The organism is Chromobacterium sp. LK11 (assembly GCF_001043705.1).
In the GTDB taxonomy this organism is placed as follows: Bacteria; Pseudomonadota; Gammaproteobacteria; order Burkholderiales; family Chromobacteriaceae; genus Chromobacterium; species Chromobacterium alkanivorans.
In genome coordinates this window covers 86,091-109,197 of sequence record NZ_LDUR01000004.1, presented here as the reverse complement: position 1 = coordinate 109,197, position 23,107 = coordinate 86,091, and the positions used below count along the sequence as shown (strand labels likewise).

Below are 23,107 nucleotides of genomic sequence, written 5' to 3'. Positions count from 1 at the left end.
CACGGCCCAAATCCTATCCGCAAAACGGTTACGGAAATATGACGAATATCAACAGCTGTCCGCCGGCCATTCGCCGCTACTTGCCGCAATCGGCAAGCCCGCTTGCCTTCCTCGCTATGTAAGGCCCGGGCAAGCCTTGCCATGATGGCTGCCGGGCCGCCGAACACCCATCGGCGCCGCTTCAAGCGAGGTGCACGATGCTTATCGATTACGCGACGATACTGGCCTACGCGCTGGCGATGGCGGGGCTGGGCTGGTGGGGGATGCGCCGCGCGCGAACCCGCGACGATTTTCTGCTGGCCGGCCGCCGCCTGGGGCCGACGCTGTATCTCGGCACCCTGTCCGCAGTGGTGCTGGGCGGCGCCTCCACCATAGGATCGGTGCGCCTGGGCTATCAATACGGCATTTCCGGCTTGTGGCTGGTGCTCATGCTGGGCCTGGGCGTCATGACGCTCAGCCTGGCGTTTTCGCGGCAGATCGCCCGCATGCGGGTGTTCACCGTCACCCAGATCCTGGAGCAGCGCTACCGGGCTTCGTCCCGGCTGATAGGCGGCGTGGTGATGATAGGCTACGACCTGATGGTGGCGGTCACCGCCACCATCGCCATCGGCTCGGTGACCGAGGTGATGTTCGGCCTGCCGCGCATTCCGGCGATTCTGCTCGGCGGCGGGCTGGTGATCTTCTATTCGGCGATCGGCGGCATGTGGTCGCTGACCCTGACCGACATCGTCCAGTTCGTGATCATGACCGTCGGCATCTTCGGCGTGCTGCTGCCGCTCAGCGTGGCCGGAGCCGGCGGCCTGGACGCGATGCGGGCGGGCTTGCCGGCCAGCTTCTTCGAACTCGGCGCCATCGGTCTGGACACCATCGTCGCCTACTTCCTGCTGTACTTCTTCGGCGCGCTGATCGGCCAGGACATCTGGCAACGGCTGTTCACCGCCCGCAGCGAGCGGGTGGTGCGCTACGCCGGCCTGGCCGCCGGCGGCTATTGCGTCTGTTACGGCGCCGCCTGCGCCTTGATCGGCGTCGCCGCCCGGCGGCTGCTGCCGGAACTGGCGGTAACGGAAAACGCCTTCGCTGAACTCACCCGCAGCCTGCTGCCGGCCGGCCTGCGCGGCCTGGTGGCCGCCGCCGCGCTGGCCGCGATCATGTCCACCGCCAGCGCCTGTCTGCTGGCCGCGGCCACGGTGCTGAAAGAGGATGTCTACAGCCGTTTCCTGCGCCGCGGCGACCAACGTCACCTGGCCGGCAGCCGCTGGATCACGCTGGGCCTGGGCCTGCTCATGCTGCTGCTGTCCTGCCTGGTCAACGATGTGATCGCCGGCCTCAGCATCGCCTACAACCTGTTGGTGGGCGGGCTGCTGGTGCCCATTCTCGGTGCCTTGCTGTGGCGCCGCGCCTCCGCCCAGGGCGCCATGGCCGGCATGCTGCTGGGCAGCCTGACCGTCGTCGCGCTGATGATGCTCGACGGCCTGACCGCCAACACCCCCATCTATTACGGCCTGGCCGCCAATCTGCTGGGCTTTGTCGGCGTCAGCCTGATGACCGCGCCGGCGCCCTCGCTAAGCGCCAGCAAATAACCCCAGTTCAGGAGCCTTCCCATGCCCACCGCCTTCCCCCAACCCGTAGACGCCGCCCAGGTTCCCCGCTTCGCCGGCATTCCCAGCTTCATGCGCCTGCCCCTCTGCGAGGACCCCGCCCAGCTCGACGTCGCGCTGGTCGGCGTGCCCTGGGACGGCGGCACCACGTACAGGGCCGGCGCCCGCCACGGCCCGCGCGAGGTGCGCAACCAGTCCAGCCTGATGCGCAGGGTGCATCCGCTCAGCCGCCTCTCCCCTTATGAGCTGGCGCGCGTCGGCGACTTGGGCGACGCGCCGGTCAATCCCATCGATCTGATGGACTCGCTGCAGCGCATCGAGGGCTTTTTCCGCCGCATCCGCCAGGCCGGCGCGCTGCCGCTGGCGGTGGGCGGCGACCACCTGATCACCCTGCCCATCTTCCGCGCGCTGGCGCGGGACCGGCCGCTGGGCATGGTGCATTTCGACGCCCATTCGGACACCAACGACAGCTATTTCGGCCAGCAGCGCTACACCCACGGCACGCCGTTTCGCCGCGCGGTGGAGGAAGGCTTGCTGGATCCAAGGCGCACGGTGCAGATCGGCATCCGCGGCTCCATCTATTCCGCCGAGGACGAGGACTTCGCCCAGGCCTGCGGCATCCGCGTCATCCATATGGAGAGCTTCGCCGAGTTGGGGGTCCAGGCGACGCTGGCCGAGGCCCGCCGCATCGTCGGCGACGGGCCGACTTACATCAGCTTCGACGTCGACGCGCTGGACCCGGCCTTCGCCCCCGGCACCGGCACGCCGGAAATCGGCGGCCTCAGCAGCCTGCAGGCGCTGCAGCTGTTGCGCGGCCTGCGCGGGCTGAACCTGGTCGGCGCCGACGTGGTGGAGGTGTCGCCGCCGTTCGACGTCGGCGGCGCCACCGCGCTGCTCGGCGCCACGCTGATGTTCGAACTGCTGTGCCTGCTGGCCGAATCGCGCCGCGCGCCCGGCTCGCTTGCCGGCGCGGAAGGGGCTTCGTAAACTCGGGACGGCGGGCCCAGCCCGCGCCCTGTTCGACCCCACGCCGCGGGAGGCCCGATGCTAGGCAATGTCTCGGATCTGGATCTGCGTCTGCTGCGCATCTTTTGCAGCATCGTCGAGGCCGGCGGCTTCACCGCCGCCCAGGCCAAACTGAACACCGGCCTGCCGCGCCTGAGCGTGGCGGTGCGCGATCTGGAACAGCGGCTGGGCTATTCGCTGTGCCGGCGCGGCAACGGCGGCTTCCAGCTGACGCCGGCCGGCCAGGCGCTCTATCAGGCCGCGCAGGGCCTGTTGCGCGAGATCGAGCAGTTTCGGGAACAAGCCAACGCGCTGGGCGAGCCCCGCCGCGAAGCGCTGTATCTCGGCGCGGTGGACGGCCTGCTCAGTCTGCCGCGCGCGCCCTTGCCCGCCGTCATCCGCCAGTTCCGCCGGCAATGGCCGCAAGCGCAGCTGCATCTGCACACCATGCGGCCGGACGAACTGGAACAGGCGGTGCTGGAAGACCGGCTGCAACTTGGCCTGGGCGCCTTTCACCATCAGTTGTCCGGCCTGCGTTATCAGCCGCTGTTTTCCGAGGAACAGAATCTGTATTGCTCGCGGCAGCACCCGCTGTTTGCCGTCGCCGCCCCCAGCCAGCAGCAGATTTGCGCGGCGGACTACGTCGGACGCGGCTATATGGCGGAGCACCAGCGGCCGCAGAACTGGCGTTTGCGCCAAGTGGTCAGCGCGTATTCGATGGAGGCCATCGCCACCCTGGTCTTGTCCGGCACCTATCTTGGCTATCTGCCCACCCACTACGCCCGGCATTGGGTGGACGCCGGCCGCCTGCGCGCGCTGCTGCCGGAACAGCTGGCCTATCACTCGGGCTTTCACGCCGTCACCCGCCAGGGCGCGCCGCTGAAACCGGCGCTGGCGCGGCTGCTGGACATGCTGATCCAGGCGGCCCAGAACGTGACGGAAGCCGGGCGCGCGACCAGCGACATCGAGCCTTAGAACGTGTTTACGATCTCGCGAGACAAGGCGAAAACAGCTGAGAAAGCGGAGTGTACATACGGTACATGAGCATTTCGAAGTTGTACTCACCGTGTCACGTTTCACGACGCGCAGCAGATCGTAAACAGGTTCTTAGCCAAAGAAAACGGCGGCCAAGGCCGCCGTTCTTCACGCAGGGGGCAGAACTGCCCGCGTTCACTTCTCGCCGTTCACTTCTCGACTTGCGTCACGTCGCGCACAGCGCCGGTGTCGGCGCTGGTGGTCATCGCCGCGTAGGCGCGCAAGGCCGGGCTGACCACGCGGTCGCGACCCAGCGGCTTCCAGGCGTCGCGGCCCTTGGCCTCCATCGCCGCGCGCCGCGCCGCCAGCGTCTCGTCGCTGAGCGCCAGGCGGATGCTGCGGCCGGGGATGTCGATCTCGATGCGGTCGCCCTCTTCCACCAGGCCGATGGCTCCGCCCTCGGCCGCTTCCGGCGACACATGGCCGATGGACAGGCCGGAAGTGCCGCCGGAGAAGCGGCCGTCGGTCAGCAAGGCGCACTCCTTGCCCAGGCCCTTGGACTTCAGATAGCTGGTGGGATACAGCATTTCCTGCATGCCCGGGCCGCCCTTGGGGCCTTCGTAGCGGATCACCACCACGTCGCCGGCCACGATGCGGTCGGCCAGGATGGCCTCCACCGCCGCGTCCTGGCTTTCGAAGATGCGGGCGCGGCCGTTGAACTTGAGGATGGAGTCGTCGACGCCGGCGGTTTTGACGATGCAGCCGCGCTCTGCGATATTGCCGGCCAGCACCGCCAGGCCGCCGTCCTGGGAATAGGCGTGTTCGCGGTCGCGGATGCAGCCTTCGGCGCGGTCGTCGTCCACCGTCGGGTAGCGCATGGATTGCGAGAAGGCGATGGTGGTGGGCACGCCGCCCGGCGCCGCGCGGTAAAAGCGCCGCGCCTCGCTGTCTTCGCCGTGACGGCAGATGTCCCAGGCTTCCAGCGCCTCGCCCAACGTGGCGCTGTGCACGGTGGGCACCTCGCGGCGGATCAGGCCGGCGCGGTCCAGCTCGGCCAGGATGGCCACCACGCCGCCGGCGCGGTGCACGTCTTCCATATGGTATTTCTGGGTGGCCGGCGCCACCTTGGCCAGACACGGCACCGAGCGCGAGATGCGGTCGATGTCGGCCATCTTGAAGTCCACGCCGGCTTCCTGCGCCGCCGCCAGCAGGTGCAGCACGGTATTGGTGGAACCGCCCATGGCCACGTCCAGGCTCATCGCGTTCTCGAACGCGGCCTTGGTGGCGATGGCGCGCGGCAGCAGGCTGGCGTCGTCCTGTTCGTAATGGCGCTTGGTGATGTCCACGATCAGCCGGCCGGCGCGCAGGAACAATTCCTTGCGGTCAGCGTGCGTGGCCACCAGGCTGCCGTTGCCGGGCAGGGACAGGCCCAGCGCCTCGGTCAGGCAGTTCATGGAATTGGCGGTGAACATGCCGGAGCAGGAGCCGCAGGTGGGACAGGCGGAGCGCTCCACGCGCTCGACGTCCTCGTTGGACACCGCGCTGTTGGCGGCCTCCACCATCGCGTCCACCAGGTCCAGCTTGCGGATGTCGTTGCCCCACTGCACCTTGCCGGCCTCCATCGGGCCGCCGGAGACGAACACCACCGGGATGTTCAGGCGCATCGCGGCCATCAGCATGCCGGGGGTGATCTTGTCGCAGTTGGAGATGCACACCAGCGCGTCGGCGCAATGGGCGTTGACCATGTATTCCACGCTGTCGGCGATCAGGTCGCGGCTGGGCAAGCTGTAGAGCATGCCGCCGTGGCCCATGGCGATGCCGTCGTCGATGGCGATGGTGTTGAATTCCTTGGCCACGCCGCCGGCGCGTTCGATTTCCCGCGCCACCAGCTGGCCCATATTGTGCAGGTGCACATGGCCGGGCACAAACTGGGTGAAACTGTTGGCAATGGCGATGATGGGCTTGCCGAAGTCGTCGTCCTTCATGCCGGTGGCGCGCCACAGGGCGCGGGCACCCGCCATATTGCGGCCGGCGGTGGAAGTGCGGGAGCGGTATTGGGGCATTGCTGATTCCTTAATCTCTACATGGGCGGAAAGGCGCTCCAGGCCCGGTTTGGCTTAAAACCAGGCCGCCTGGCTCCGGGTGCCGGGGAGCTCAAGGCAAAAATGCGCCGGGCGGCGGGTGGGCCGCGCGACGCGTGGGAACGCTTTCCCATATAATCCGTCCACATTCTTTTACCGCAAACGCACACGACTGACAAATGATCATTCATCCGCAGTTCGACCCCGTGGCCATCCAGCTGGGCCCGTTGGCCATTCATTGGTACGGCCTGATGTATTTGCTGGGCTTTGCCAGCTTCCTGATTCTAGGCAATTACCGCATCAAGCGCGGCCACGCCTTCCTCACCTCCAAACTGCTGGACGATCTGCTAATGTACGGCGCCGTCGGCGTGGTGCTGGGCGGCCGCCTGGGCGAGGTATTGTTCTACCAGCCCGGCTATTACCTTAGCCACCCGCTGGAAATCCTGATGGTGTGGAAGGGCGGCATGTCCTTCCACGGCGGCTTCATCGGCGTCTTGATCGGCGTGGCGCTGTTCGCGCGCAAGCACGGCCGCAGCTTCTGGGAAGTCACCGACTTCATCGCGCCGCTGGTGCCGCTGGGTCTGGCCGCCGGCCGCATCGGCAATTTCATCAACGGCGAGCTGTGGGGCCGGGTGGCCGATCCCAAGCTGCCGTGGGCGATGCTGTTCCCGCAGGCCAAGATGGACGATCTGATCCAGGCGCAGCAGTCGTCCGACCTGATGGTGACCCTGCTCCAGTACGGCGGCCTGCCGCGTCACCCGTCGCAGCTCTACGAGTTCGCGCTGGAAGGCCTGGCGCTGTTCGCGCTGCTGTGGTGGTTCAGCGCCAAGACCCGCGTCCGCGGCCGGGTGTCGGCGCTGTTCCTGATCGGCTACGGCCTGGCGCGCTTCGGCAGCGAATTCTTCCGCACCCCGGACGCCGGCATCTTCGGCCAGTCCGACGTGATCAGCATGGGCCAGTGGCTGAGCCTGCCGATGATCGTGATCGGCCTGGCGCTGTTCTACCTGTTCGGCCGGCGCAAGGCGGCCTGAGCCAAGCTAGGCTAGAATACTTTCCATGCGCGGCGGGCCTTGGCTCTCCGCCCCAAGGCCAGTCCCGCGACTGGCCTTTTTTGAGCCGCCCGCCCTGGCGGCTTTTGGTCCGTGATGAATAGAGGAGTCCCCATGACCGCCATCAAACTGACGCTGGCCGGCGCGCTGCTGGCCGCCGCCGCCCTGGCCAACGCCGCCCAGACCGTGCTCAAGGTTTCCGCGATCCCCGACGAATCGCCCACCGAGCTGCAGCGCAAATTCGCGCCGCTGGGCCAATACCTGGAAAAAGAGCTGGGCATGAAGGTGCAGTTCGTGCCGGTGTCGGACTACGCCGGCGTGGTCACCGCGCTGACCTCGGACAAGCTGGACCTGGCCTGGCTGGGCGGCTTCACCTATGTGCAGGCCAGCCAGCGCGGCAAGGTGGTGCCGCTGGTGCAGCGCGAGGAGGACAGCAAGTTCACCTCCACCTTCATCACCTCCGGCCCGGCCAAGAGCCTGAAGGAGTTGAAGGGCGACAGCTTCGCCTTCGGCTCCGCCTCCTCCACCTCCGGCCACCTGATGCCGCGCTACTTCATGCAGAAGGACGGCATCAAGCCGGAGAGCTTCTTCAAGAACGTCGCCTACTCCGGCGCCCACGACGCCACCGTGGCCTGGGTGGCCGCCGGCAAGGTGGAAGCCGGGGTGCTGAACAGCTCGGTGTGGCAGAAGCTGGTGGAAAGCAAGAAGGTGGACAGCGCCAAGGTGCGCGTGATCGCCACCACCCCGCCCTACTACGACTACAACTGGACGGTGCGCGGCAGCATGGACAAGGGCTTGCAGGACAAGATCCGCCAGGCCTTCCTCAAGCTGGACGCCAAGAATCCTGATCAGAAAGCCGTGCTGGACCTGCAACGCGCCAGCCGTTTCATCCCCACCAAGCCGGACAACTACCAGGGCATAGAAGCCGCCGCCACGGCCGCCGGGCTGCTGAAGTGAGCCTGGAGCTGCACGGCGCCGGCCTGAAGCTGGGCGGCGCCGCCATCCTGCGCGACATCGAGCTGCGGCTGGCCGCCGGCGAACAGGCTGCCCTGATCGGCCCGTCCGGCGCCGGCAAGAGCTCGCTGCTGCTGCTGGCCAACACCGGCCTGCGCCCGGACGCCGGCGCGGTCCGGCTGCTGGGCGACGATCCCTGGCGCCTGCCGCGCCGCGCCCTGCGCGCCTTGCGCGCGCGCATCGGCAGCGTCTACCAGGCGCCGCCGCTGCCGCCGCGCCAGCGGGTGATCCACGCGGTGGCCGCCGGCCGGCTGGGCCACAGCGGCGAACTGGCGGCCTTGCGCCGCCTGCTGTGGCCGGACGACGCCGCCGGCGTCGCCGCCGAGCTGGAACGGCTGGGCCTGGCCGACAAGCTGTGGCAGCGCTGCGAGCAGTTGTCCGGCGGCCAACGCCAGCGCGTCGGCATCGCCCGCGCGCTGTACCAGCGCCCGGAACTGTTGCTGGCCGACGAGCCGGTGTCGGCGCTGGACCCCAGGCTGGCCGACGACAGCGTACGCCTGCTGTGCGAAGACGCGCGCGCGCGCAGCGCCACCCTATTGGTCAGCCTGCACTCGGTGCAACTGGCGCTGGAGCACTTCCCGCGCATCATCGGCCTGCGCGACGGCGCCGTCGCCTTCGATCTGCCGCGCGAACAGGTCGACTCCGCGCGGCTGACCGAACTCTACGCCGGCGACGCGCCCGAGGCCGCGACGGAAACGCCCGCGGCGGCGGCCGCGCTGAGAGGCTTGCAATGCTGAAGCCGCGCGACCCGGCCGCGCGCGCGCGGCTGGGCTGGCTGCTGCTGACCCTGGCCTTGCTGCTGCCCACGCTGCCGCTCACCCAATTCACGCTGGGCACCCTGCTCAACGGCGACACCTGGCTAGGCCTGGCGCGCTTCGCCGCCGGCTTTCTGCCGCCGGCCCACGACGGCGATTTCCTGAGAGAAGTCGCGAAGGAAACCGCCACCACCTTGGCGGTGGCCAGCGCCGGCCTGCTGCTGGCCATGCTGCTGGGCGCGCCGCTGGCCTTCGCCACCAGCCGCGCGCTGGACGATCACCAACTGACCGCCTCCCCGCCTCATCGCGCCACGCTGGCGGCGCAAAGCCTGCTGCGCGGGCTGATGGTGTGGCTGCGCGGCGTGCCGGACATCGTCTGGGCGCTGCTCTTCGTCCGCGCAGCCGGCCTGGGCAGCCTGCCGGCGGTGCTGGCGCTGGGCCTGGCCTACGGCGGCATGCTGGGCAAGGTCTACGCGGAAATCCTGGAATCCCAGTCGCACGCGCCGGCGCAGGCGCTGGCGGCCGCCGGGGCCAGCCGCTGGCAGCGGCTGTGCTGGGCGCTGTGGCCGCAGGCGTTGCCGGAATTGATCAGCTACAGCGTCTACCGCTGGGAATGCGCGATCCGCGCGTCGGCGGTGATGGGCTTCGTCGGCGCCGGCGGCATCGGCCAATTGCTGGACAGCAGCCTGAAAATGCTCAACGGCGGCGAAGTCGCCACCCTGCTGCTGGTGTTTCTGATGCTGGTGGGCTTGAGCGAAGGCGTCAGCCGCTGGTCGCGGCGCGCGCTGGAGCGCGACGGCGGCGGCGGCCGGCTGTTGCTGGCCGGCGGCGCGCTGGCCGTCTTCAGCCTGGCCTGGCTGTGGCCGGACTGGCGCGCCAACGGCTTCGACTGGCGCGGCCTGCCGCGCTTCGCCATGGAGTTCCTGCCGCCGGACTTCTCCGCCGCCGCCCTGCGGCAGTTGGGGCAAGGCGTGGTGGAAACCTTGGCGATGTCGGCGCTGGGCACGGTGCTGGCCGCCTTGCTGGCGATGCCGCTGGCCTTGCCCGCCGCCGGCCGGCTGGGCGCCGCCGCCAAGCGCGCGACGCGGCTGTTGCTGAACGCGCTGCGCGGCATCCCGGATCTGTTGTGGGCGGCGCTGGCGGTGTTGGCGCTGGGCCTGGGGCCAGCCGCCGGCGTGCTGGCGCTGGCGATGCACACCGCCGGCGTGCTGGGCCGCCTGTTCGCGGAAACGCTGGAGAACGCGCCGCCGCAGGCGGAGCAGGCGCTGCTGCACGCCGGCGCCGGCCGCGTCGCCGCCTTCTGCTACGGGCCGCTGCCCGTGGTCGCCAGCCAGTGGCTGGCCTATACGCTGTACCGCTGGGAAAACAATATCCGCATCGCCACCGTGCTCGGCATCGTCGGCGCCGGCGGCCTGGGTCAGCAGCTCTACCTGGCGCTGTCCTTGTTCCAGCAGCAGGCCGCCGCCGCCGTCATCCTGGCCATGGTGGCCTTGTCCTGGGGCGTGGAACAGCTGAGCCGCGCGCTGCGACAGCGCATGGGCTGAGAGCCTGTTCAAAATCTCGCGAGCAAGAGCGAGACAAGGCGAAAACGGCTGAGAAAGCGGAATGTACACATGGTACATGAGCATTTCGAAGCGGTACTCACCGTGTAACGCTCCACACAGCGCAGCAGATTATGAACAGGCTCTGAGACGACGAACGGGGCGGCAAGCCTTAGCCTGCCGCCCCGTCCATTCTCATCCCATGCTTAATTGGCTTCCTTGCAGGCCACCAAGCCACACACAAACATCGCCAAGCCCGCAAAACCCAAGGCCTTGGCCAGCACAAACGGCCACTCCGACGTGTTGCCGTTGCCGCCGGACGCGCCGAATCCCGCCAGCATCAGCCCCAGCCAGGCCACGCCGCCTGCGGCCAGCAAGGCGCAGACCGCCCCGCCATACCATGCTCTCTTGCTCATCACGGTTCTCCTCTTCCCACGACTTTGAATCTTCTTATTATTCACACCCGCCCCGCCAACAAGCCGACCAGGCATAGCAGCCAGCACAAGCCGGTCGCCAGCAAGAAACCGCGCAGCAAGCGGGCCATGCCTCGCTGCCGCGCCTCCAGCGGGCGGCCGGCCAAGTCGCGGCCAAATAGTCGCGACAAGGCCAGGTCCAACTCCTCAAGAGTGCCAGCCGAATCCAAAGCCCGCAACAGCGCCGCGTCCAATTGCAGACGCCAACCCAGCCAGGCCTGCCATAAAGCAACAGCGGCGCACGCGGGCAGCCACCGTGATTGTGGCGACGTCAGCGCCAACAAGAGCAGCAAGCCCCAGCTGGGCCAGCACAGCCAGCGACAGGAAGCCAGGATGGCGGCACTGAGCCGCGCCTGGGCCAGTTCGGCGTTCATAAGGGCTCCAATCGCGCGCACTGGCGCGCCAGCTCCGCGCATTGCTCATCGCTCAACTCCACGCGCTGGCGGCGCTGCCGCAACAGCGCGCGCGCCTGCTCCACCGAGTCGGCGCGGCCGCTGAGCACCAGCCAGGCCAGCAGCACCACGGCGCTGCGAGTCAAGCCCAGCGCGCAATGCACCAGCAGCGGCCCGCGATGGCTGGTCCGCAGCCGATGCAAGGCCAGCGCCGCCTGCCGCAGCTGCGCCGGCGGCGGCAGCAGCAGGTCCAGCAAGGGCTGGCTGTGGTAGGCGGCGGCCTGGGGCGCCTGGCGGTCGTATTCGGCGGCCAGGTCCAGCACCGCGACGAAGCGCGCGTCGCGCGCGGCGCTGACCGGACCCAGCCAGACCTCGTCGATCACTTCCTCCGCGCCCGGCAAGCGGCGCAGGAAATAGCCATGCGTCAGCCGCGCGGCCAGACTGTAGGGCCACAGCAATACCCGCGCGGCGAAACGGCGGCGGCCGGCGTGCTTTTGCAAGGCGGCCGGGCCCAGCCGCCAATAAGCCAGCGTCAGCACGCCCAAGGCCAGCGCCGGCCAGGCCAGCAGCCAGCCCCAGCCGCCCAGCGCCGCCGCCAGCGCCAGCAATAGCGCGGCGCCCATCGCGTAGCGCGCGCCCAGGCGCCGGCTGCGGCCGGGCTCGGGCGAGCGCCAGGGCTCCGCCGCCGGCGCCGGCATCGGCCACAGATAGCAGACCAGCACCGCCAGCGCGAAGCCGCTGGGCACATCCCAGAAATGGTGCTGCCAAGTAGTCAGCACCGATACGCCGATCAGCGCGAACCAGCCGTGCAGCAGCCAGAGCCAGCGCGGCGGCGTGTGCTGCCAGTAGCGCAGCCACAGCACCAGCAGCAGGCCGATGTGCAGCGACGGCGCCTGGTTGAACGGTTTGTCGAAGCCCATCAGCAGGTCGAACATCCGCCCGAACACGCCGTCCAGCGGCGGGCGCTCGAAACCGAAGCGCAGCGGAAACAGCAGGAAGCACAGACAGGACAACAGGGTGACCGCCAGCAGGCGCTTGGCGTGGGCATTGAGTTCGGCGCGGCTGGCGCACAGGAAGAGCGAGACGCCGTAGAGCAGGTCTATGCTCCAATACGGCACGATGGTCCACGGCCACAGCGGGATGGCGCGCTCCCAGGCCATCGCCACATTGCCCACCCGCTCCGGCGGCAGGCCGGCCGCGTATTGATTGGCCGCGCCGTAGAGCAGGAAGAAGCTGGGTCCCAGCAACAACAGCCACAGGCAGGCCAGCCGCCAGGGGCGGCCCGCCGCGGCCGGCGCGCTCACGCCTCGGCCTCGGCCAGCGGCTGCGGCCGTTCCGCTGCGGCGGCAACGCGGCGGCGCGCCAGGCTGACGCTGAAGATGCCCCACTCGTCGATGCGCTGCTCCAGCTTCTCGAAGCCGGCGTCGGCCACCAGTTGGTCCATCTCCTGCTGGGTGCGGCGGCGCATGATCCAGTCGGCGCCGCCGCGATGGCTGCTCAAGGTGCGCGCGATCAGTTCCAGCTGCGGGTGCCAGGGCTGGTTGGTGTAAACCAGATAGCCGCCGGGCGGCACCGCCTCGGCCAGGCCGGCCAGCGACTGGCGAATCGGTTCGTTTTCGGGGAACAGCTCATAGAGGCCGGACACCACCGCCAGCGTCGGCGCCGGCTGCAATGCGGCCAGGCCGGCGCGGTCGAAGGCGTTGCCCTGGTCGAAACGCGCCACCGCGTCCAGCCCGCGTTCAGCGATCAGGCGGCGGCCGGCGCCGACGTTGATGTCGCTGTAATCGCGCAGCTGCACGTGCTCCACCGGCTGGCCGGCAACGGCGTCCAGGATGTAGCGGCCATGGCCGGCGGCGATGTCCAGCAGCCGCAGCGGCTGGCCGTCGGCGCGCAGGCGGCCCATCGCCGCGGCGATCAGCTCCTCCAGGTTCAGCTTGCGCTGGCGTATGCCCTTCCAGCCCACGCTGTCCAGGTAGGCGCGATCGCCCAGCCGGCCCAGCGGCGTCAGGCCGGACGCCTGGTTGCGGTAAACATAATCCAGGGTGCTGCCGGAATCGAAGCCGGTGCGCCAACCCAGACGGATGCCCGCGGACAGGCGGCCCAGCGTGGCCAGGCTCAGCCGGGTCAGCGCGAACTGCCAGCGCAGCGGCGACAGCCAGGAACGCGGCTGCTGCAGCTGCTGGTATTCCAGCGCGGTGTAGCCGGCGGCGTCGGCGCGGCTCAGGTCCACCGCCGGCGCGCCCGCCTCCACCCGCTGGATGAAGGCGCGGATCTTGTCCAGCGCCGGCGCGCGGTCGCGCTCGCCCAGGGTGTCGTGATAAAAGCCCGGCAGCACGTGCATTTCCTTCAGGGGGCTGCCCAGCTTCTGGAAGAATTCGCGCTGCGGTCCCTGATGCACGACGAAATCCGCGCCCGACATCAGCAACTGGGTCGGCAAGGTGATGGCGCCAGCGTCGGCGACGATGCGTTCGGCGGTGTCGTACAGCGCCAGCAGGATGTTGGAGGAAATCGGCCGAGTGATCAGCGGGTCGCTGTTGTAAGACGCAATGCGCTCCGGATCATGGGTCAGGAAGCGCGCCTTGACGTAGGAGTTGACGAAGAAGTTGCCGCGCAGCCGCTGCATCAGCCTGAGGCCGGGCCGGGCGAAGGGCACGTAGAGCTTGACCTTGAAGGCCGGCGAGGCCAGCACCAGCGCGCGCACGCGCGGCGCGTAGTCATGCGCCCAAATGGCCGCCAGCACCGCGCCCACGCTCTGGGCGATCACCACGATTTCCTCCATCGCCAGGCCGTGGCGCTGGCACAGGTGGCGGACGAAGCAGTCCAGATCGCGCACCGTGGCGCCCAGGCTGGGGCTGTAGCCGCGCGGCCCCTCGTTGCGGCCGTGGCCGCGCGCGTCCCAGGCGAACATCGGCGTGTCCGTCAATTGCAACTCGTCCACCAGGTGTTGCAGGCGGCCGGAATGCTCGTGGCCGCGGTGCAGCAGCACGATGGCGCGCGGCCGCGGCCCGGTGGTCAGCGCCGGCCAATGCCGATAAAACAGGGTTTGACCATCAAAGCTGACAAACTGCGATTCCTCGGCTTGGCGCATGCCTGGGCTCCTTTCAAGCCTCCTGCTCCGCCGGCGCGGCGGGCAGCGTTTTTTGCTTCAAGTGCAATAGCGATTCGCGGACGCGCTCGCGGAAAGCGGTTTTCTCTTCCAGCCACTGCAGCGGCCGGCCGATGGCGATGTCGACGAAGAAGGGCACCGGCAGCCACTGGCCGCGCCCCATCGCCCGGCCCAGGCCGTGCAGATAGACCGGCACCACCGGCACGTCCGGGAAATCGCGGCTCAGATACCAGATGCCGGACTTGATCTCGGACAGCACCTCGGGCTCGCCGCGCGAGCCTTCCGGGAACAGGATCAGGATGCGGCCCTGGCGCAGCGCGTCACGGCAGCCTTCCAGCGGGTCCATGCCCTTGGCCACGCCGCCGCGCACCACCGGGATGATGCCCACCACCTGGGTGGCGAACCAGGCGAACAGGCGGTTTTTCAGGAAATAATCAGCCGCCGCCGCCGGCTGCACCTCGGGGATGCGGCCCAGCGGGAACAGGCTGTACAAGGCCAGGATGTCCAGATGGCTGTTGTGGTTGGCCACCACGATGGCCGGGCCGCGCAGCGGCAGCCGCTCCTGGTGGCGCACCGTCACCCCCAACCACAAACGCACCACCGGCCGGGCCAGCAGCAATACGAACAGAATGCGCAGCAATCGGCTCATCATCGGCTCAGAAGTACAAATAGTGGACATAGTGGAAGAACAGCGGCGCGGTATAGGTCAGCGAATCCAGCCGGTCCAGCACCCCGCCGTGGCCGGGCAGCAGGCGGCCGGAATCCTTGACTCCGATGTCGCGCTTCACCGCGGATATCACGATGTCGCCGATAAAGCCCATCACCCCGATCAACAAGCCGGCCAAGGCCGCGTGCAGCGGCGAAAACGGCGTCAGCAGCGGCCCCAACAGCCAACCCAGCAGGCAGGTGGTCAGCGCGCCGCCGAGGAAGCCCTCCAGCGTCTTGTTGGGCGACACCTTGGGCGCCACCTTGCGCCGGCCGAAGGCCTTGCCCCACAGGTATTGCGCCACGTCGTTGAGCTGGGTCAGCGCCACCAGGTAGAACAGCAGCATCGCGCCCTGGGCCGGCTCGCCGATATGGGTCAGCTGCGGCAGGGTCAGCACCGCGGCCATATGGCTCAGGCAGAACACGCAGATCATCAGCCCCCATTGCAGCGAGGCGGCGGCCTTGAGGAAGCCCTGGGTCTCGCCGATCAGCACCATGCGCATCGGCAGGAACAGGAAGATGTAAACCGGAATGAAGATGATGAACATGCCGTACCAGTGGACGCCCAGCCAGTAATACTGCAGCGGTATGCTCAGATAGGCCCAGAACAGCACCACGTGGTCGGCGGTGCGGGTGGCGCACAGCGTCAGATATTCCTTCAGCGCCAGGAAGCTGATCAGCGCGAACACCACCAAGGCCAGCGGCACATTGCCCAACAGGGTCAAGGAGAAGCAGGCGACGATCCACCACCAGGTGCGGATGCGCAGCTTCAATTCCAGCCAGTTCTTCTGCGGCGAGCGGCTTTCCAGCACGCGGACGGCGACGCTGGCGATCACCAGCAACGCGAATACGGCGCCCAGCGCCCAGATCAATGCTTGCGGCAACAGCGGTTTAAACATCTTCGCCCTCTTTCAAAATGGCCCGCGCCCGGTTGACGCAGGTCAGCGCCATCAAGGCGGCGCTCAGTCCAAACACCCAGCCGCCCCAGGCCGCCGCCTGCGGCCACAGGCCCAGCAGCAGCGCGTAGGCGCCGTACGCAAAGGCGCGATCGCTCTTGCCCATCGGGCCGTCGTAGCGCCGCGTCGCGCCCAGGCTGGGCCCCAGCACGCCGACGAACTCGGTCAGCAGCGCCAGCACCACCGCCAGCGCCACCCAGGCCGGCTGCGCCAGCAGCAGGGCGAAGGGCAGATAGAGCGCGGCGTCGGACACCACGTCGCCCACCTCGTTGAGGATGCCGCCCAACCTAGACTTCTGGCCGTGCTCGCGCGCCAGCATGCCGTCAATGGCGTTCAAGGCCATGCGCAGGAACAGGAAGAGCGGCAACAGCAGCCAGGGCAGCGCCCGGCCCGGCTGGCAGGCCAGCCAGCCGCCGTAGGCGACGGAGGCCAGCATGGCGCCGAGCGTGACGTGGTTGGCGGTGACGCCTACGGCGACCAGGCCGCGCAGCAAGGGGCGCAGCAGGTCCTGAAAGCGGGATTTGAGTTGATAGATGCTGGGCATTTCGGCTTCGGCTCGTCCGATCCGTCCGGCGCGCTCGCGCGCCAGTCATCACAGTCGTCAAGAAAAGTTGTAAATCAGCCGGCGCGCCCGCCAAGGGAAACGCACGGAAACCACGATTATGCCGATTGCAGAAAAGCGCGGCAAAGGAAATTGTTTGGCAATCCTACCTCGAACAAAAATACCGGCCCGCCGCCGCCGCGGCCTCAATGCGGACAAGGCATTGTTCCGATGATGAAAATCACACCATCAAAACAAATTAATATATAAGACTAATTTTTAATAATTTCCAAGAATTTGCCGGATGCCTTAGCATCATCCCATCGCATGTCATGGGCTTATCCATGGCAGGAAATTTCTCGGAATCACGATGCGCCGGCATCTTCTGAAAACGCGCCGCCAGCCGGCGCGAACGAAACCCGCGGCGCGTCTCAGACAAGGGGCATCATCATGAAACACGCCATCGCATTGGCCATCGCCTTGAGCACCGCCGCCGGCGCCGCCTGGGCCGACCGTCTGGACGACATCAAGAAAGCCGGCGTGCTGCGCGTCGCCGCCTTCGACAGCAACCCGCCCTTCGGCTTCCTCGACGCCAAGACCCGCCAGATTTCCGGCCTGGACGTGGACGTGGCCCAGCACATCGCCAAGAAGCTGGGCGTCAAGCTCAGCCTGATCCCCACCAATCCGGCCAACCGCGTGCCGCTCTTGGTGTCCGGCAAGGCCGACCTGGTGGCCGCCAACTTCACCGTCACCGACGAGCGCAAGAAGCAAGTGGCGTTCAGCCTGCCCTACTTCGCCTCCGGCCAGCAGTTCATCGCCCGCAAGGGTTCTTTGCAGAAGCCGGAGCAGCTGGCCGGCCTGCGCGTGGGCGTGGACAAGGGCACCACCCAGGAAGTGAACCTGCGCGACAAATACCCGAAGACCACCGTGGTGGCCTATGACGACACCCCGCTGGCCTTCACCGCGCTGCGCAACGGCAACGTCCAGGCCATCAGCCAGGACGGCTCCAAGCTGGCCGCGTTGCTGGCCAACGCGCCGGACAAGGCCAAGTTCGAACTGGCGCCCTTCACCCTGACCCGCGAATACCAGGCCATCGGTCTGCCCAAGGGCGAGGCGCGGCTGCTGAAGGCGGTCAACGACAGCCTGCTGGAACTGGAAAAATCCGGCCAGGCCGCCAAGATCTACAATCAGTGGTTCGGCCCGGCCACCAAGGCGCCGCTGCCCAGGGACTTCAAGATCGGCGAAGCCAGCTAAGTTATAAAGAGCGTCTCGCTTCCCTCATTCAGCCGCCGGGCATGCCCGGCGGTTTCGCCGTTTCAGGCGCCGCCGGCGCTGAACGGCGGTCCGCTCTGGCAATACAGGACTGCAAGCAATGAATCCCCCATCCTGGCTCGGCCACCACTGGCTGGAGCCCCATTACCTGGGCTGGCTGCTCAAGGGCGCGCTGCTCACCGGCTGGCTGGCCCTGCTGGTCTGCGCCGCCGCCACCGCGCTCGGCATGCTGCTGACCGCGGCGCTGGAATCGCGCTGGCGCGCGCTGAGCCATGGCGCCGGCTTCTGGGTCAGCCTGCACCGCAACACCCCGCTGATGGTGCAGCTGCTGCTGTGGTATTTCGGCGTGGCCGGCCTGCTGCCGGAAACCGCCATGCTGTGGCTGAACACCCCGCGCAGCCTGCCCTTGCCGGGCGGCTTGGCGCTGCCGTGGCCGTCCTTCGAATTCCTGGCCGCGCTGGTGGGCCTGACCCTGTACAGCGCCAGCTTCATCTGCGGCGAACTGCGGGCCGGGCTGCGCGGCGTCGCCGCCGGCCAGCGCCAGGCGGCGCGCGCGCTGGGCATGAACGGCTGGCAGGAATTCCGCTGGGTGGTGCTGCCGCAGGCCTGGGCGCTGGCGCGCCGGCCCTTGGTCGGCCAGTACACCGCGGTGGTGAAGAACACTTCGCTGGCGATGGCCATAGGCGTGGCCGAGCTGTCCTATACCTCGCGCCAGGTGGAAACCGAAACCCTGCTCGCCTTCCAGGCCTTCGCCGTCGCCACCGTCGCCTATCTGCTGCTGGTACTGCTGACCCAGGCGCTGAGCCAGCGCGGCGAGCCGGCATGGAGGGCGCCGCGATGATGCCGCCGGTGATTCAGGACAATCTCGATTATCTGCTGTGGGGCAATCTGGCCAACGGCGAACCCGGCGGCCTGCTGCTGACCCTGGCCATCAGCGCCGCCGCCGGCGCGCTGGCCAGCCTGCTGGGCCTGGCCGGCGGCGTCGCCCTGGTCATGGGCGGGCCCGGCCCGCGCCGCGCGCTGGCCGCGCTGGTGGCGCTGCTGCGCGCCGTCCCGGTGCTGATGCTGATCTTCTGGTGCTATTTCCTGCTGCCCATCCTGTTCGGCGTGGACATCCCCGGCGTGCTCACCGTGGTGCTGGCGCTGGCGCTGATCAACGCCGCCTATCTGAGCCAGTCGGTGCAGGCCGGCATCGCCGCCATCGGCCCGGGCCAGTGGGCGGCCGGGCTGTCGCTGGGCCTGGACCGCTGGCAGACGCTGCGGCTGATCGTGCTACCGCAGGCGCTGCGCATGATGCTGCCCTCCTTCGTCAATCAGTGGATCACCCTGATCAAGGACAGCTCGCTGGCCTATGTGGTGGGCGTGGCCGAGTTCACCTTCGTCGCCACCCAGGTCAATAACCGCGAACAGGTCTATCCGCTGGAAATCTTCGCCTTCATCGCGCTGGCTTATTTCCTGGTCTGCGGCGGCCTGCAGTGGCTGGGCCGCTGGAGCGACAGGCGCTGGAGTCTGCCGGCCGGCTGAGTACCGGTTTGCCAGCGTAAACCGGCCCCGAGCCGGAAGCGTGAAAAACCGCCCCGGCCTTGCGGCGAGGGCGGTTCCGCCGGACCGGCTCAATCCAGATGCTTGCGGAAGAAGCGCTCCATCGCGCCGTAGGCGTCGAAGCGGTTTTCCTCGTTGTGGAAGCCGTGGCCCTCGTTGTCCTTGACCATGTATTCCACCTCCACGCCGCGTTGTTTCAAAGCGTTGACGATCTGGTTGGATTCGTCGATGTTGACCCGCGGATCCTTGGCCCCCTGCAACACCAGCAGGGGCGCCTGGATGCGGTCCACCTGGAACACCGGCGAGCGCTCGCGCATCATCGCCTTGTCCTTGACCGGGTCGCCCACCATTTCGTACATCATGTCCAGCATCGGCTTCCAGTACGGCGGAATGGTGGTCATGAAGGTGAACAGATTGGACACGCCCACGTAGTCCACCGCGCAGCGGTACAGCTCCGGCGTCTTGGTGATGCCGGCCAGCGTGGCGTAGCCGCCGTAGCTGCCGCCGTAGATGCAGACGCGCTTGGGATCGGCCACCCCCTGCTTGATCAGCCACTGCACGCCGTCGCTGACATCGTCCTGCATGGCGCCGCCCCATTGCTTGAACGAGGCCTGCCAGAAATCGCGGCCATAGCCGGTGGAACCGCGGAAGTTCATCTGCAGCACCGCCCAGCCGCGGCTGGCGAAGAACTGCACCTCCGGGTTGAAGCGCCAGCTGTCGCGCGCCCACGGGCCGCCGTGCGGATTGACGATCACCGGCAGGCCCTTGGCGTTCTCCTTGCCCTTGGGCAGGGTCAGATAGCCGTTGATCAACAAGCCGTCGCGGCTGCGGTACTGCACCGGCCGCATCGCCGCCATCTCGCTCTCTTTCAGCCAGGGCGCGATCTCGGCCAGCAGCTCCAGCTTGTCCTCGGCCTCGTCGTACCAATAACTGCGGCCGCGGGTCCTGTCGTTCCACACCGCCACCACGAAGCGGTTTTCATCGCGGTCGGCGGACTGGATGTCCACCTGGTAGCCGGGGAAGCGCGCCTCCAGCTTGGCCAGCAAGGCCGCGCTCTTCTCGTCGAAGCATCGCCGGCCCGGCTTGTCGGTCTCGAAACGGGCGCAGGTGATCACCTTGCGCTTGTGGGAAAACGCCAGGCTGCGCACGTCCACGTCGTCGCGGCGGTAAATCTGACGCGCTTCCTTGCCGGTTTTGGGATCGAACTCGACGATGGCGCTCTTGTCCCGCCCCAGATTGCTGGCGGCGTAGAAACGCTGATTGTCGAAAGTGAAGAACAGCGGATTGAAGCTGTCGCGGAAGGAGGTGGTCATCAGCGGACGGAACGGCCCGCCCGCTTCGTCGCGGTACAACACGCTGCGGTTGACCCCGTCCGAGGTGACGGCGATGCGGACATTGCCGTCGTGATCGGTGTCCCAACTCACCACCTTGCCGGGGTTTTCCGCCTCCAGCTTCAGCTCCCCGGTTTTCAGATTGAGCCGGTAGACGTCGAACAACTCCGGATTGCGCTTGTTCAGACCCACCAGCACTTCGTCGTCGCGGTCTATCAACTCGTCGACGATCTCGGCGCGCACGCCGGGAAACGGCGTCAGATCGCGGCTGTCGCCGCTGGCCAGGTCCACGGCGAACAAGTGGAAATTCTCATCCCCGCCGCTGTCCTTGAGATACACCAGCCGCTGATTGCCCTTCCAGAAATAGCCGGCCAGATCGCGGTCCTTCACCGCGGTGACGCGCCGCTCCGGCTGGCCCGGCCGGCGCACCACGATATTGCGCCGAGCCTCCCACGGCGCCAGGTAGGCGACGCTCATGCCGTCCGGCGAGATCGAAAAACCGCTTTTCTCCGGATTGCGGAAAAAATCGCGCATGGGAATGTCCGCGGCGGACGTGGTGCCGGACAGCAGCGCGGCGGCGGTCAAACGGATGATGGCTGTCTTCACTCTGCTTTCCCCTTTGATTTGAATCTTGGCCGGCTTGCAGCCAAAATGTGCCGTCAGCATATATTGAAACCGACTATTCCACAGCGTCATCGCGCTGTAGCATCGCCGGCGGCCGCCGGCTTGATCCCGGTCAAGCCGCCATGCAACAGCCCGTGCGCGCGCCGGCCGGGCAGGCGTAGCCTGTTTCGGTCTCGGACAATCAGGATAATCATCATGCACTTGTCGCTACGCTTCGCCATCGTTTCCGCCTTCGCCGCCTTGCACCTCAGCCCGCCCGCGCACGCCGTTCCGGCCGCGCCGGACTATGTCGACGACAGCCAATACCTGTCCGCCGCGCGCCAGCGCGTACTGCCTCCCGACATCCCCTGGCAGGGCGACAGCCAGCGCTTCGCCGCCAAGGCGGACGACCCGTGGGCCACGCCGCTGGAGGCCAGCGGCTTCCAGCACACGCCGGCCTATCCGGAAACCATCGCCTATCTGCAAAAGCTGGCCGCCGCCAAGCCGGCGCTGCTCAAGCTGGCCCCGATGACGGAGAAAACCGACCAGGGCCGCGAGATGATGATGGCGGTGGTGTCCGCCGCCGCCGACAAATCGCCGCAGGGCCTGCGCGCCAGCGGCAAGCCGCTGATCTACGTGCAGGCCGGCATCCACCCGGGCGAAGCCAACGGCAAGGACGCCGGGCTGATGCTGATCCGCGACCTGCTGATCCGCGACGACGCGCTGCTGTCCAAGGTCAACCTGCTGTTCGTCCCCACCGTCAACGTGGACGGCGACATGCGCTACGGCAAATACGGCCGCATCAACCAGAACGGACCTGAGCAGACCGGCTGGCGCGTCAACGGCCGCAACCTCAACCTGAACCGCGACTTCACCAAGCTGGACAGCCCGGAAATCCGCAACGTGGCGCGCGCGCTCACCGACTACCAGCCGGACTTCTTCATCGACACCCACAGCACCGACGGCGTCAACTACCAGTATGACGTCACCTACTGCAACAACGGCCAGGGCTGGTCGCCCGAATCCAGCCGCTGGATGGACCGGGTGATGACGCCCGAGGTCTACCGCGAACTGCGCCGCTACGGCCACGAACCCAATGTCTGCATCTCGATGAACGACAACGAGAACCCCGACAAGGGCTATTACCCGTACTACAGCGATCTGGCCCGCTTCTCCAACCAGTATGCCGACGCCCGCGGCATCCCCGCCATCCTGGTGGAGCTGCACGCGCTCAAGCCCTACAAGCAGCAAGTGTTGGGCAACTACGTGCTCTACCGCGCCATCTTCGACAGCGTGTCCCGCCATTACGACGGCCTGCGCGCCGCCATCGCCAAGGACCGCGCCGCCCGGCCGGACCCGGTGACGCTGAGCTGGAAGGAGGCCGAGGGCAAGCCCAAGCTAGTGGACTTCAAGGGCGTCAAGTTCGACAAAGTGCCCTCCCCTATCACCGGCGACAAGATCATGCGCTGGAGCAATCAGCCGCGCGACTACCGGCTGCCCATCACCCCGCTGACGGTGCCGGACCTGATCGCCGCGCGGCCCAAGGCCTATGTGGTGCCGGCGCAATGGCACGAGGTGATCGCCCGGCTGCGCGCCCACGGCATTCAGCTGCGCGAACTGAGCCGGCCGGAAGCGCTGGACGTCACTGTCTACCGGCTGGACGACATCAAACTGGGCACGCCGTTCGAACCGGACCGCGAATCCGCCGACAAGATTCCCGGCTACGAAGGCCGCCTGCTGATAGACGGCAAGCCCAGCCCGCTGCAGCGCAAAGTCACCTATCCTGCCGGCTCCGTGGTGGTGGACCCGCAGCAGCCCTTGGGCACGCTGGCGATGCTGCTGCTGGAGCCGGCCAGCCCAGACTCCTTCCTGCACTGGGGCTTCTTCAACGCCAACCTCACCTCGGCGGAAGCGCCGGAAGCCTATGTGATGGAACCGATGGCGCGGCGCATGCTGGCGGAAAGCCCGGCCTTGCGCCAGGCCTTCCAGGCCAGGCTCAAGGATCCCAAGTTCGCCAAGGACCGCAACGCCCGGCTCAACTGGTTCTATGAGCAGACGCCATTCGCCGACAGCAACCGCTTCCTCTACCCGGTAGGCATCGTGCGCTGAGCTCGTCCCGCGCAAGCGTCCGCCGGCTTGTCTACAATGAATAGATTAAAGCCGGCCGG

20 protein-coding genes are annotated in these 23,107 nt (G+C 67.6%); 11 read left to right on the top strand and 9 right to left on the bottom strand.

Annotation, left to right across the window (positions count from 1 at the left end):
* Positions 1-197: 197 nt before the first annotated feature.
* The 3 genes from VK98_RS02455 to VK98_RS02445 are packed head-to-tail and all read left to right on the top strand — an operon-like array spanning position 198 to position 3,578.
* Positions 198-1,580: a sodium:solute symporter gene (locus tag VK98_RS02455; RefSeq protein WP_048412514.1), complete on the top strand. Its 1,383-nt coding sequence runs from the start codon at positions 198-200 to the stop codon at positions 1,578-1,580.
* Positions 1,581-1,601: 21 nt separating this feature from the next.
* On the top strand, positions 1,602-2,585 hold the full coding sequence (speB, locus tag VK98_RS02450) for an agmatinase (RefSeq protein WP_048412513.1): 984 nt from the start codon (positions 1,602-1,604) through the stop codon (positions 2,583-2,585).
* 57 nt (positions 2,586-2,642) lie between these two features.
* Complete coding sequence (locus tag VK98_RS02445; RefSeq protein ID WP_048412512.1) at positions 2,643-3,578, top strand: LysR family transcriptional regulator; 936 nt, start codon at positions 2,643-2,645, stop codon at positions 3,576-3,578.
* A 209-nt stretch (positions 3,579-3,787) separates the two neighbouring features.
* Here VK98_RS02445 and ilvD read toward each other — a convergent pair whose 3' ends face one another.
* Positions 3,788-5,641 (bottom strand): dihydroxy-acid dehydratase, encoded by a 1,854-nt coding sequence (gene ilvD / locus VK98_RS02440; protein WP_048412511.1) that lies wholly within the window; start codon positions 5,639-5,641, stop codon positions 3,788-3,790.
* Positions 5,642-5,838: 197 nt separating this feature from the next.
* Here ilvD and lgt point away from each other — a divergent pair, with 197 nt between their 5' ends.
* From lgt to phnE, 4 genes are all read left to right on the top strand, one after another.
* Positions 5,839-6,690, top strand: a complete 852-nt coding sequence (gene lgt / locus VK98_RS02435; RefSeq protein WP_048412510.1) for a prolipoprotein diacylglyceryl transferase — start codon at positions 5,839-5,841, stop codon at positions 6,688-6,690.
* A 132-nt stretch (positions 6,691-6,822) separates the two neighbouring features.
* Positions 6,823-7,665 carry a putative selenate ABC transporter substrate-binding protein gene (locus VK98_RS02430; protein WP_048412509.1) on the top strand — a complete coding sequence of 281 codons (843 nt, stop codon included), beginning with the start codon at positions 6,823-6,825 and terminating at the stop codon, positions 7,663-7,665.
* Positions 7,662-8,459, top strand: coding sequence for a phosphonate ABC transporter ATP-binding protein (locus VK98_RS02425; protein ID WP_048412508.1), 798 nt, complete (start codon positions 7,662-7,664; stop codon positions 8,457-8,459). The genes VK98_RS02430 and VK98_RS02425 overlap by 4 nt, the downstream gene beginning before the upstream one ends.
* On the top strand, positions 8,453-10,021 hold the full coding sequence (phnE, locus tag VK98_RS02420) for a phosphonate ABC transporter, permease protein PhnE (protein ID WP_048412507.1): 1,569 nt from the start codon (positions 8,453-8,455) through the stop codon (positions 10,019-10,021). Before VK98_RS02425 ends, phnE begins: the two co-directional genes overlap by 7 nt.
* A gap of 203 nt (positions 10,022-10,224) precedes the next feature.
* Here phnE and VK98_RS23570 read toward each other — a convergent pair whose 3' ends face one another.
* Genes VK98_RS23570 through VK98_RS02390 form a run of 7 tightly spaced genes read right to left on the bottom strand, consistent with a single transcriptional unit; the run spans position 10,225 to position 16,194 of the window.
* Positions 10,225-10,434 carry a hypothetical protein gene (locus VK98_RS23570; RefSeq protein WP_156187737.1) on the bottom strand — a complete coding sequence of 70 codons (210 nt, stop codon included), beginning with the start codon at positions 10,432-10,434 and terminating at the stop codon, positions 10,225-10,227.
* A 41-nt stretch (positions 10,435-10,475) separates the two neighbouring features.
* Complete coding sequence (locus tag VK98_RS02415; protein ID WP_048412506.1) at positions 10,476-10,865, bottom strand: hypothetical protein; 390 nt, start codon at positions 10,863-10,865, stop codon at positions 10,476-10,478.
* On the bottom strand, positions 10,862-12,187 hold the full coding sequence (locus VK98_RS02410) for a phosphatase PAP2/dual specificity phosphatase family protein (protein WP_048412505.1): 1,326 nt from the start codon (positions 12,185-12,187) through the stop codon (positions 10,862-10,864). The genes VK98_RS02415 and VK98_RS02410 overlap by 4 nt, the downstream gene beginning before the upstream one ends.
* Entirely contained in the window at positions 12,184-13,971 is a 1,788-nt protein-coding gene (locus VK98_RS02405) for a bifunctional alpha/beta hydrolase/class I SAM-dependent methyltransferase (RefSeq protein ID WP_048412504.1), read from the bottom strand. Before VK98_RS02405 ends, VK98_RS02410 begins: the two co-directional genes overlap by 4 nt.
* Before the next feature lie 13 nt (positions 13,972-13,984).
* Complete coding sequence (locus VK98_RS02400; protein WP_048412503.1) at positions 13,985-14,638, bottom strand: lysophospholipid acyltransferase family protein; 654 nt, start codon at positions 14,636-14,638, stop codon at positions 13,985-13,987.
* 7 nt (positions 14,639-14,645) lie between these two features.
* A complete protein-coding gene (locus tag VK98_RS02395) occupies positions 14,646-15,593 on the bottom strand; it encodes a phosphatidate cytidylyltransferase (RefSeq protein ID WP_156187736.1) in 948 nt (315 codons plus the stop codon).
* Positions 15,586-16,194 (bottom strand): CDP-alcohol phosphatidyltransferase family protein, encoded by a 609-nt coding sequence (locus VK98_RS02390; RefSeq protein ID WP_048412502.1) that lies wholly within the window; start codon positions 16,192-16,194, stop codon positions 15,586-15,588. Before VK98_RS02390 ends, VK98_RS02395 begins: the two co-directional genes overlap by 8 nt.
* Before the next feature lie 447 nt (positions 16,195-16,641).
* Here VK98_RS02390 and VK98_RS02385 point away from each other — a divergent pair, with 447 nt between their 5' ends.
* The 3 genes from VK98_RS02385 to VK98_RS02375 all read left to right on the top strand — a co-directional run bounded on the left by VK98_RS02385 (position 16,642) and on the right by VK98_RS02375 (position 18,987).
* Entirely contained in the window at positions 16,642-17,445 is an 804-nt protein-coding gene (locus tag VK98_RS02385) for an ABC transporter substrate-binding protein (protein ID WP_048412501.1), read from the top strand.
* A gap of 118 nt (positions 17,446-17,563) precedes the next feature.
* The gene (locus VK98_RS02380) at positions 17,564-18,304 is read left to right on the top strand and encodes an amino acid ABC transporter permease (protein ID WP_048412500.1); all 741 of its coding nucleotides are present in this window, start codon (positions 17,564-17,566) and stop codon (positions 18,302-18,304) included.
* A complete protein-coding gene (locus tag VK98_RS02375) occupies positions 18,301-18,987 on the top strand; it encodes an amino acid ABC transporter permease (RefSeq protein ID WP_048412607.1) in 687 nt (228 codons plus the stop codon). Before VK98_RS02380 ends, VK98_RS02375 begins: the two co-directional genes overlap by 4 nt.
* A gap of 89 nt (positions 18,988-19,076) precedes the next feature.
* Here the strand turns inward: VK98_RS02375 and VK98_RS02370 are convergent, their stop codons facing one another.
* Positions 19,077-20,942, bottom strand: a complete 1,866-nt coding sequence (locus VK98_RS02370; RefSeq protein WP_231589191.1) for a S9 family peptidase — start codon at positions 20,940-20,942, stop codon at positions 19,077-19,079.
* A gap of 213 nt (positions 20,943-21,155) precedes the next feature.
* Between VK98_RS02370 and VK98_RS02365 the strand changes: the two genes are divergently transcribed.
* Positions 21,156-23,048 carry a M14 family metallopeptidase gene (locus VK98_RS02365; RefSeq protein WP_048412499.1) on the top strand — a complete coding sequence of 631 codons (1,893 nt, stop codon included), beginning with the start codon at positions 21,156-21,158 and terminating at the stop codon, positions 23,046-23,048.
* Positions 23,049-23,107: the final 59 nt, after the last annotated feature.

Bases quoted from the DNA above. Each gene is read 5' to 3' on its own strand.
- VK98_RS02375 (WP_048412607.1), top strand. From the start codon at position 18,301: ATGATGCCGCCGGTGATTCAGGACAATCTCGATTATCTGCTGTGGGGC.
- VK98_RS02430 (WP_048412509.1), top strand. From the start codon at position 6,823: ATGACCGCCATCAAACTGACGCTGGCCGGCGCGCTGCTGGCCGCCGCC.
- VK98_RS02395 (WP_156187736.1), bottom strand. From the start codon at position 15,593: ATGTTTAAACCGCTGTTGCCGCAAGCATTGATCTGGGCGCTGGGCGCC.
- VK98_RS02365 (WP_048412499.1), top strand. From the start codon at position 21,156: ATGCACTTGTCGCTACGCTTCGCCATCGTTTCCGCCTTCGCCGCCTTG.
- VK98_RS02400 (WP_048412503.1), bottom strand. From the start codon at position 14,638: ATGAGCCGATTGCTGCGCATTCTGTTCGTATTGCTGCTGGCCCGGCCG.
- ilvD (WP_048412511.1), bottom strand. From the start codon at position 5,641: ATGCCCCAATACCGCTCCCGCACTTCCACCGCCGGCCGCAATATGGCG.
- VK98_RS02390 (WP_048412502.1), bottom strand. From the start codon at position 16,194: ATGCCCAGCATCTATCAACTCAAATCCCGCTTTCAGGACCTGCTGCGC.
- VK98_RS02445 (WP_048412512.1), top strand. From the start codon at position 2,643: ATGCTAGGCAATGTCTCGGATCTGGATCTGCGTCTGCTGCGCATCTTT.
- VK98_RS23570 (WP_156187737.1), bottom strand. From the start codon at position 10,434: ATGAGCAAGAGAGCATGGTATGGCGGGGCGGTCTGCGCCTTGCTGGCC.
- VK98_RS02380 (WP_048412500.1), top strand. From the start codon at position 17,564: ATGAATCCCCCATCCTGGCTCGGCCACCACTGGCTGGAGCCCCATTAC.
- speB (WP_048412513.1), top strand. From the start codon at position 1,602: ATGCCCACCGCCTTCCCCCAACCCGTAGACGCCGCCCAGGTTCCCCGC.
- VK98_RS02405 (WP_048412504.1), bottom strand. From the start codon at position 13,971: ATGCGCCAAGCCGAGGAATCGCAGTTTGTCAGCTTTGATGGTCAAACC.
- lgt (WP_048412510.1), top strand. From the start codon at position 5,839: ATGATCATTCATCCGCAGTTCGACCCCGTGGCCATCCAGCTGGGCCCG.
- VK98_RS02455 (WP_048412514.1), top strand. From the start codon at position 198: ATGCTTATCGATTACGCGACGATACTGGCCTACGCGCTGGCGATGGCG.
- VK98_RS02385 (WP_048412501.1), top strand. From the start codon at position 16,642: ATGAAACACGCCATCGCATTGGCCATCGCCTTGAGCACCGCCGCCGGC.
- VK98_RS02415 (WP_048412506.1), bottom strand. From the start codon at position 10,865: ATGAACGCCGAACTGGCCCAGGCGCGGCTCAGTGCCGCCATCCTGGCT.
- phnE (WP_048412507.1), top strand. From the start codon at position 8,453: ATGCTGAAGCCGCGCGACCCGGCCGCGCGCGCGCGGCTGGGCTGGCTG.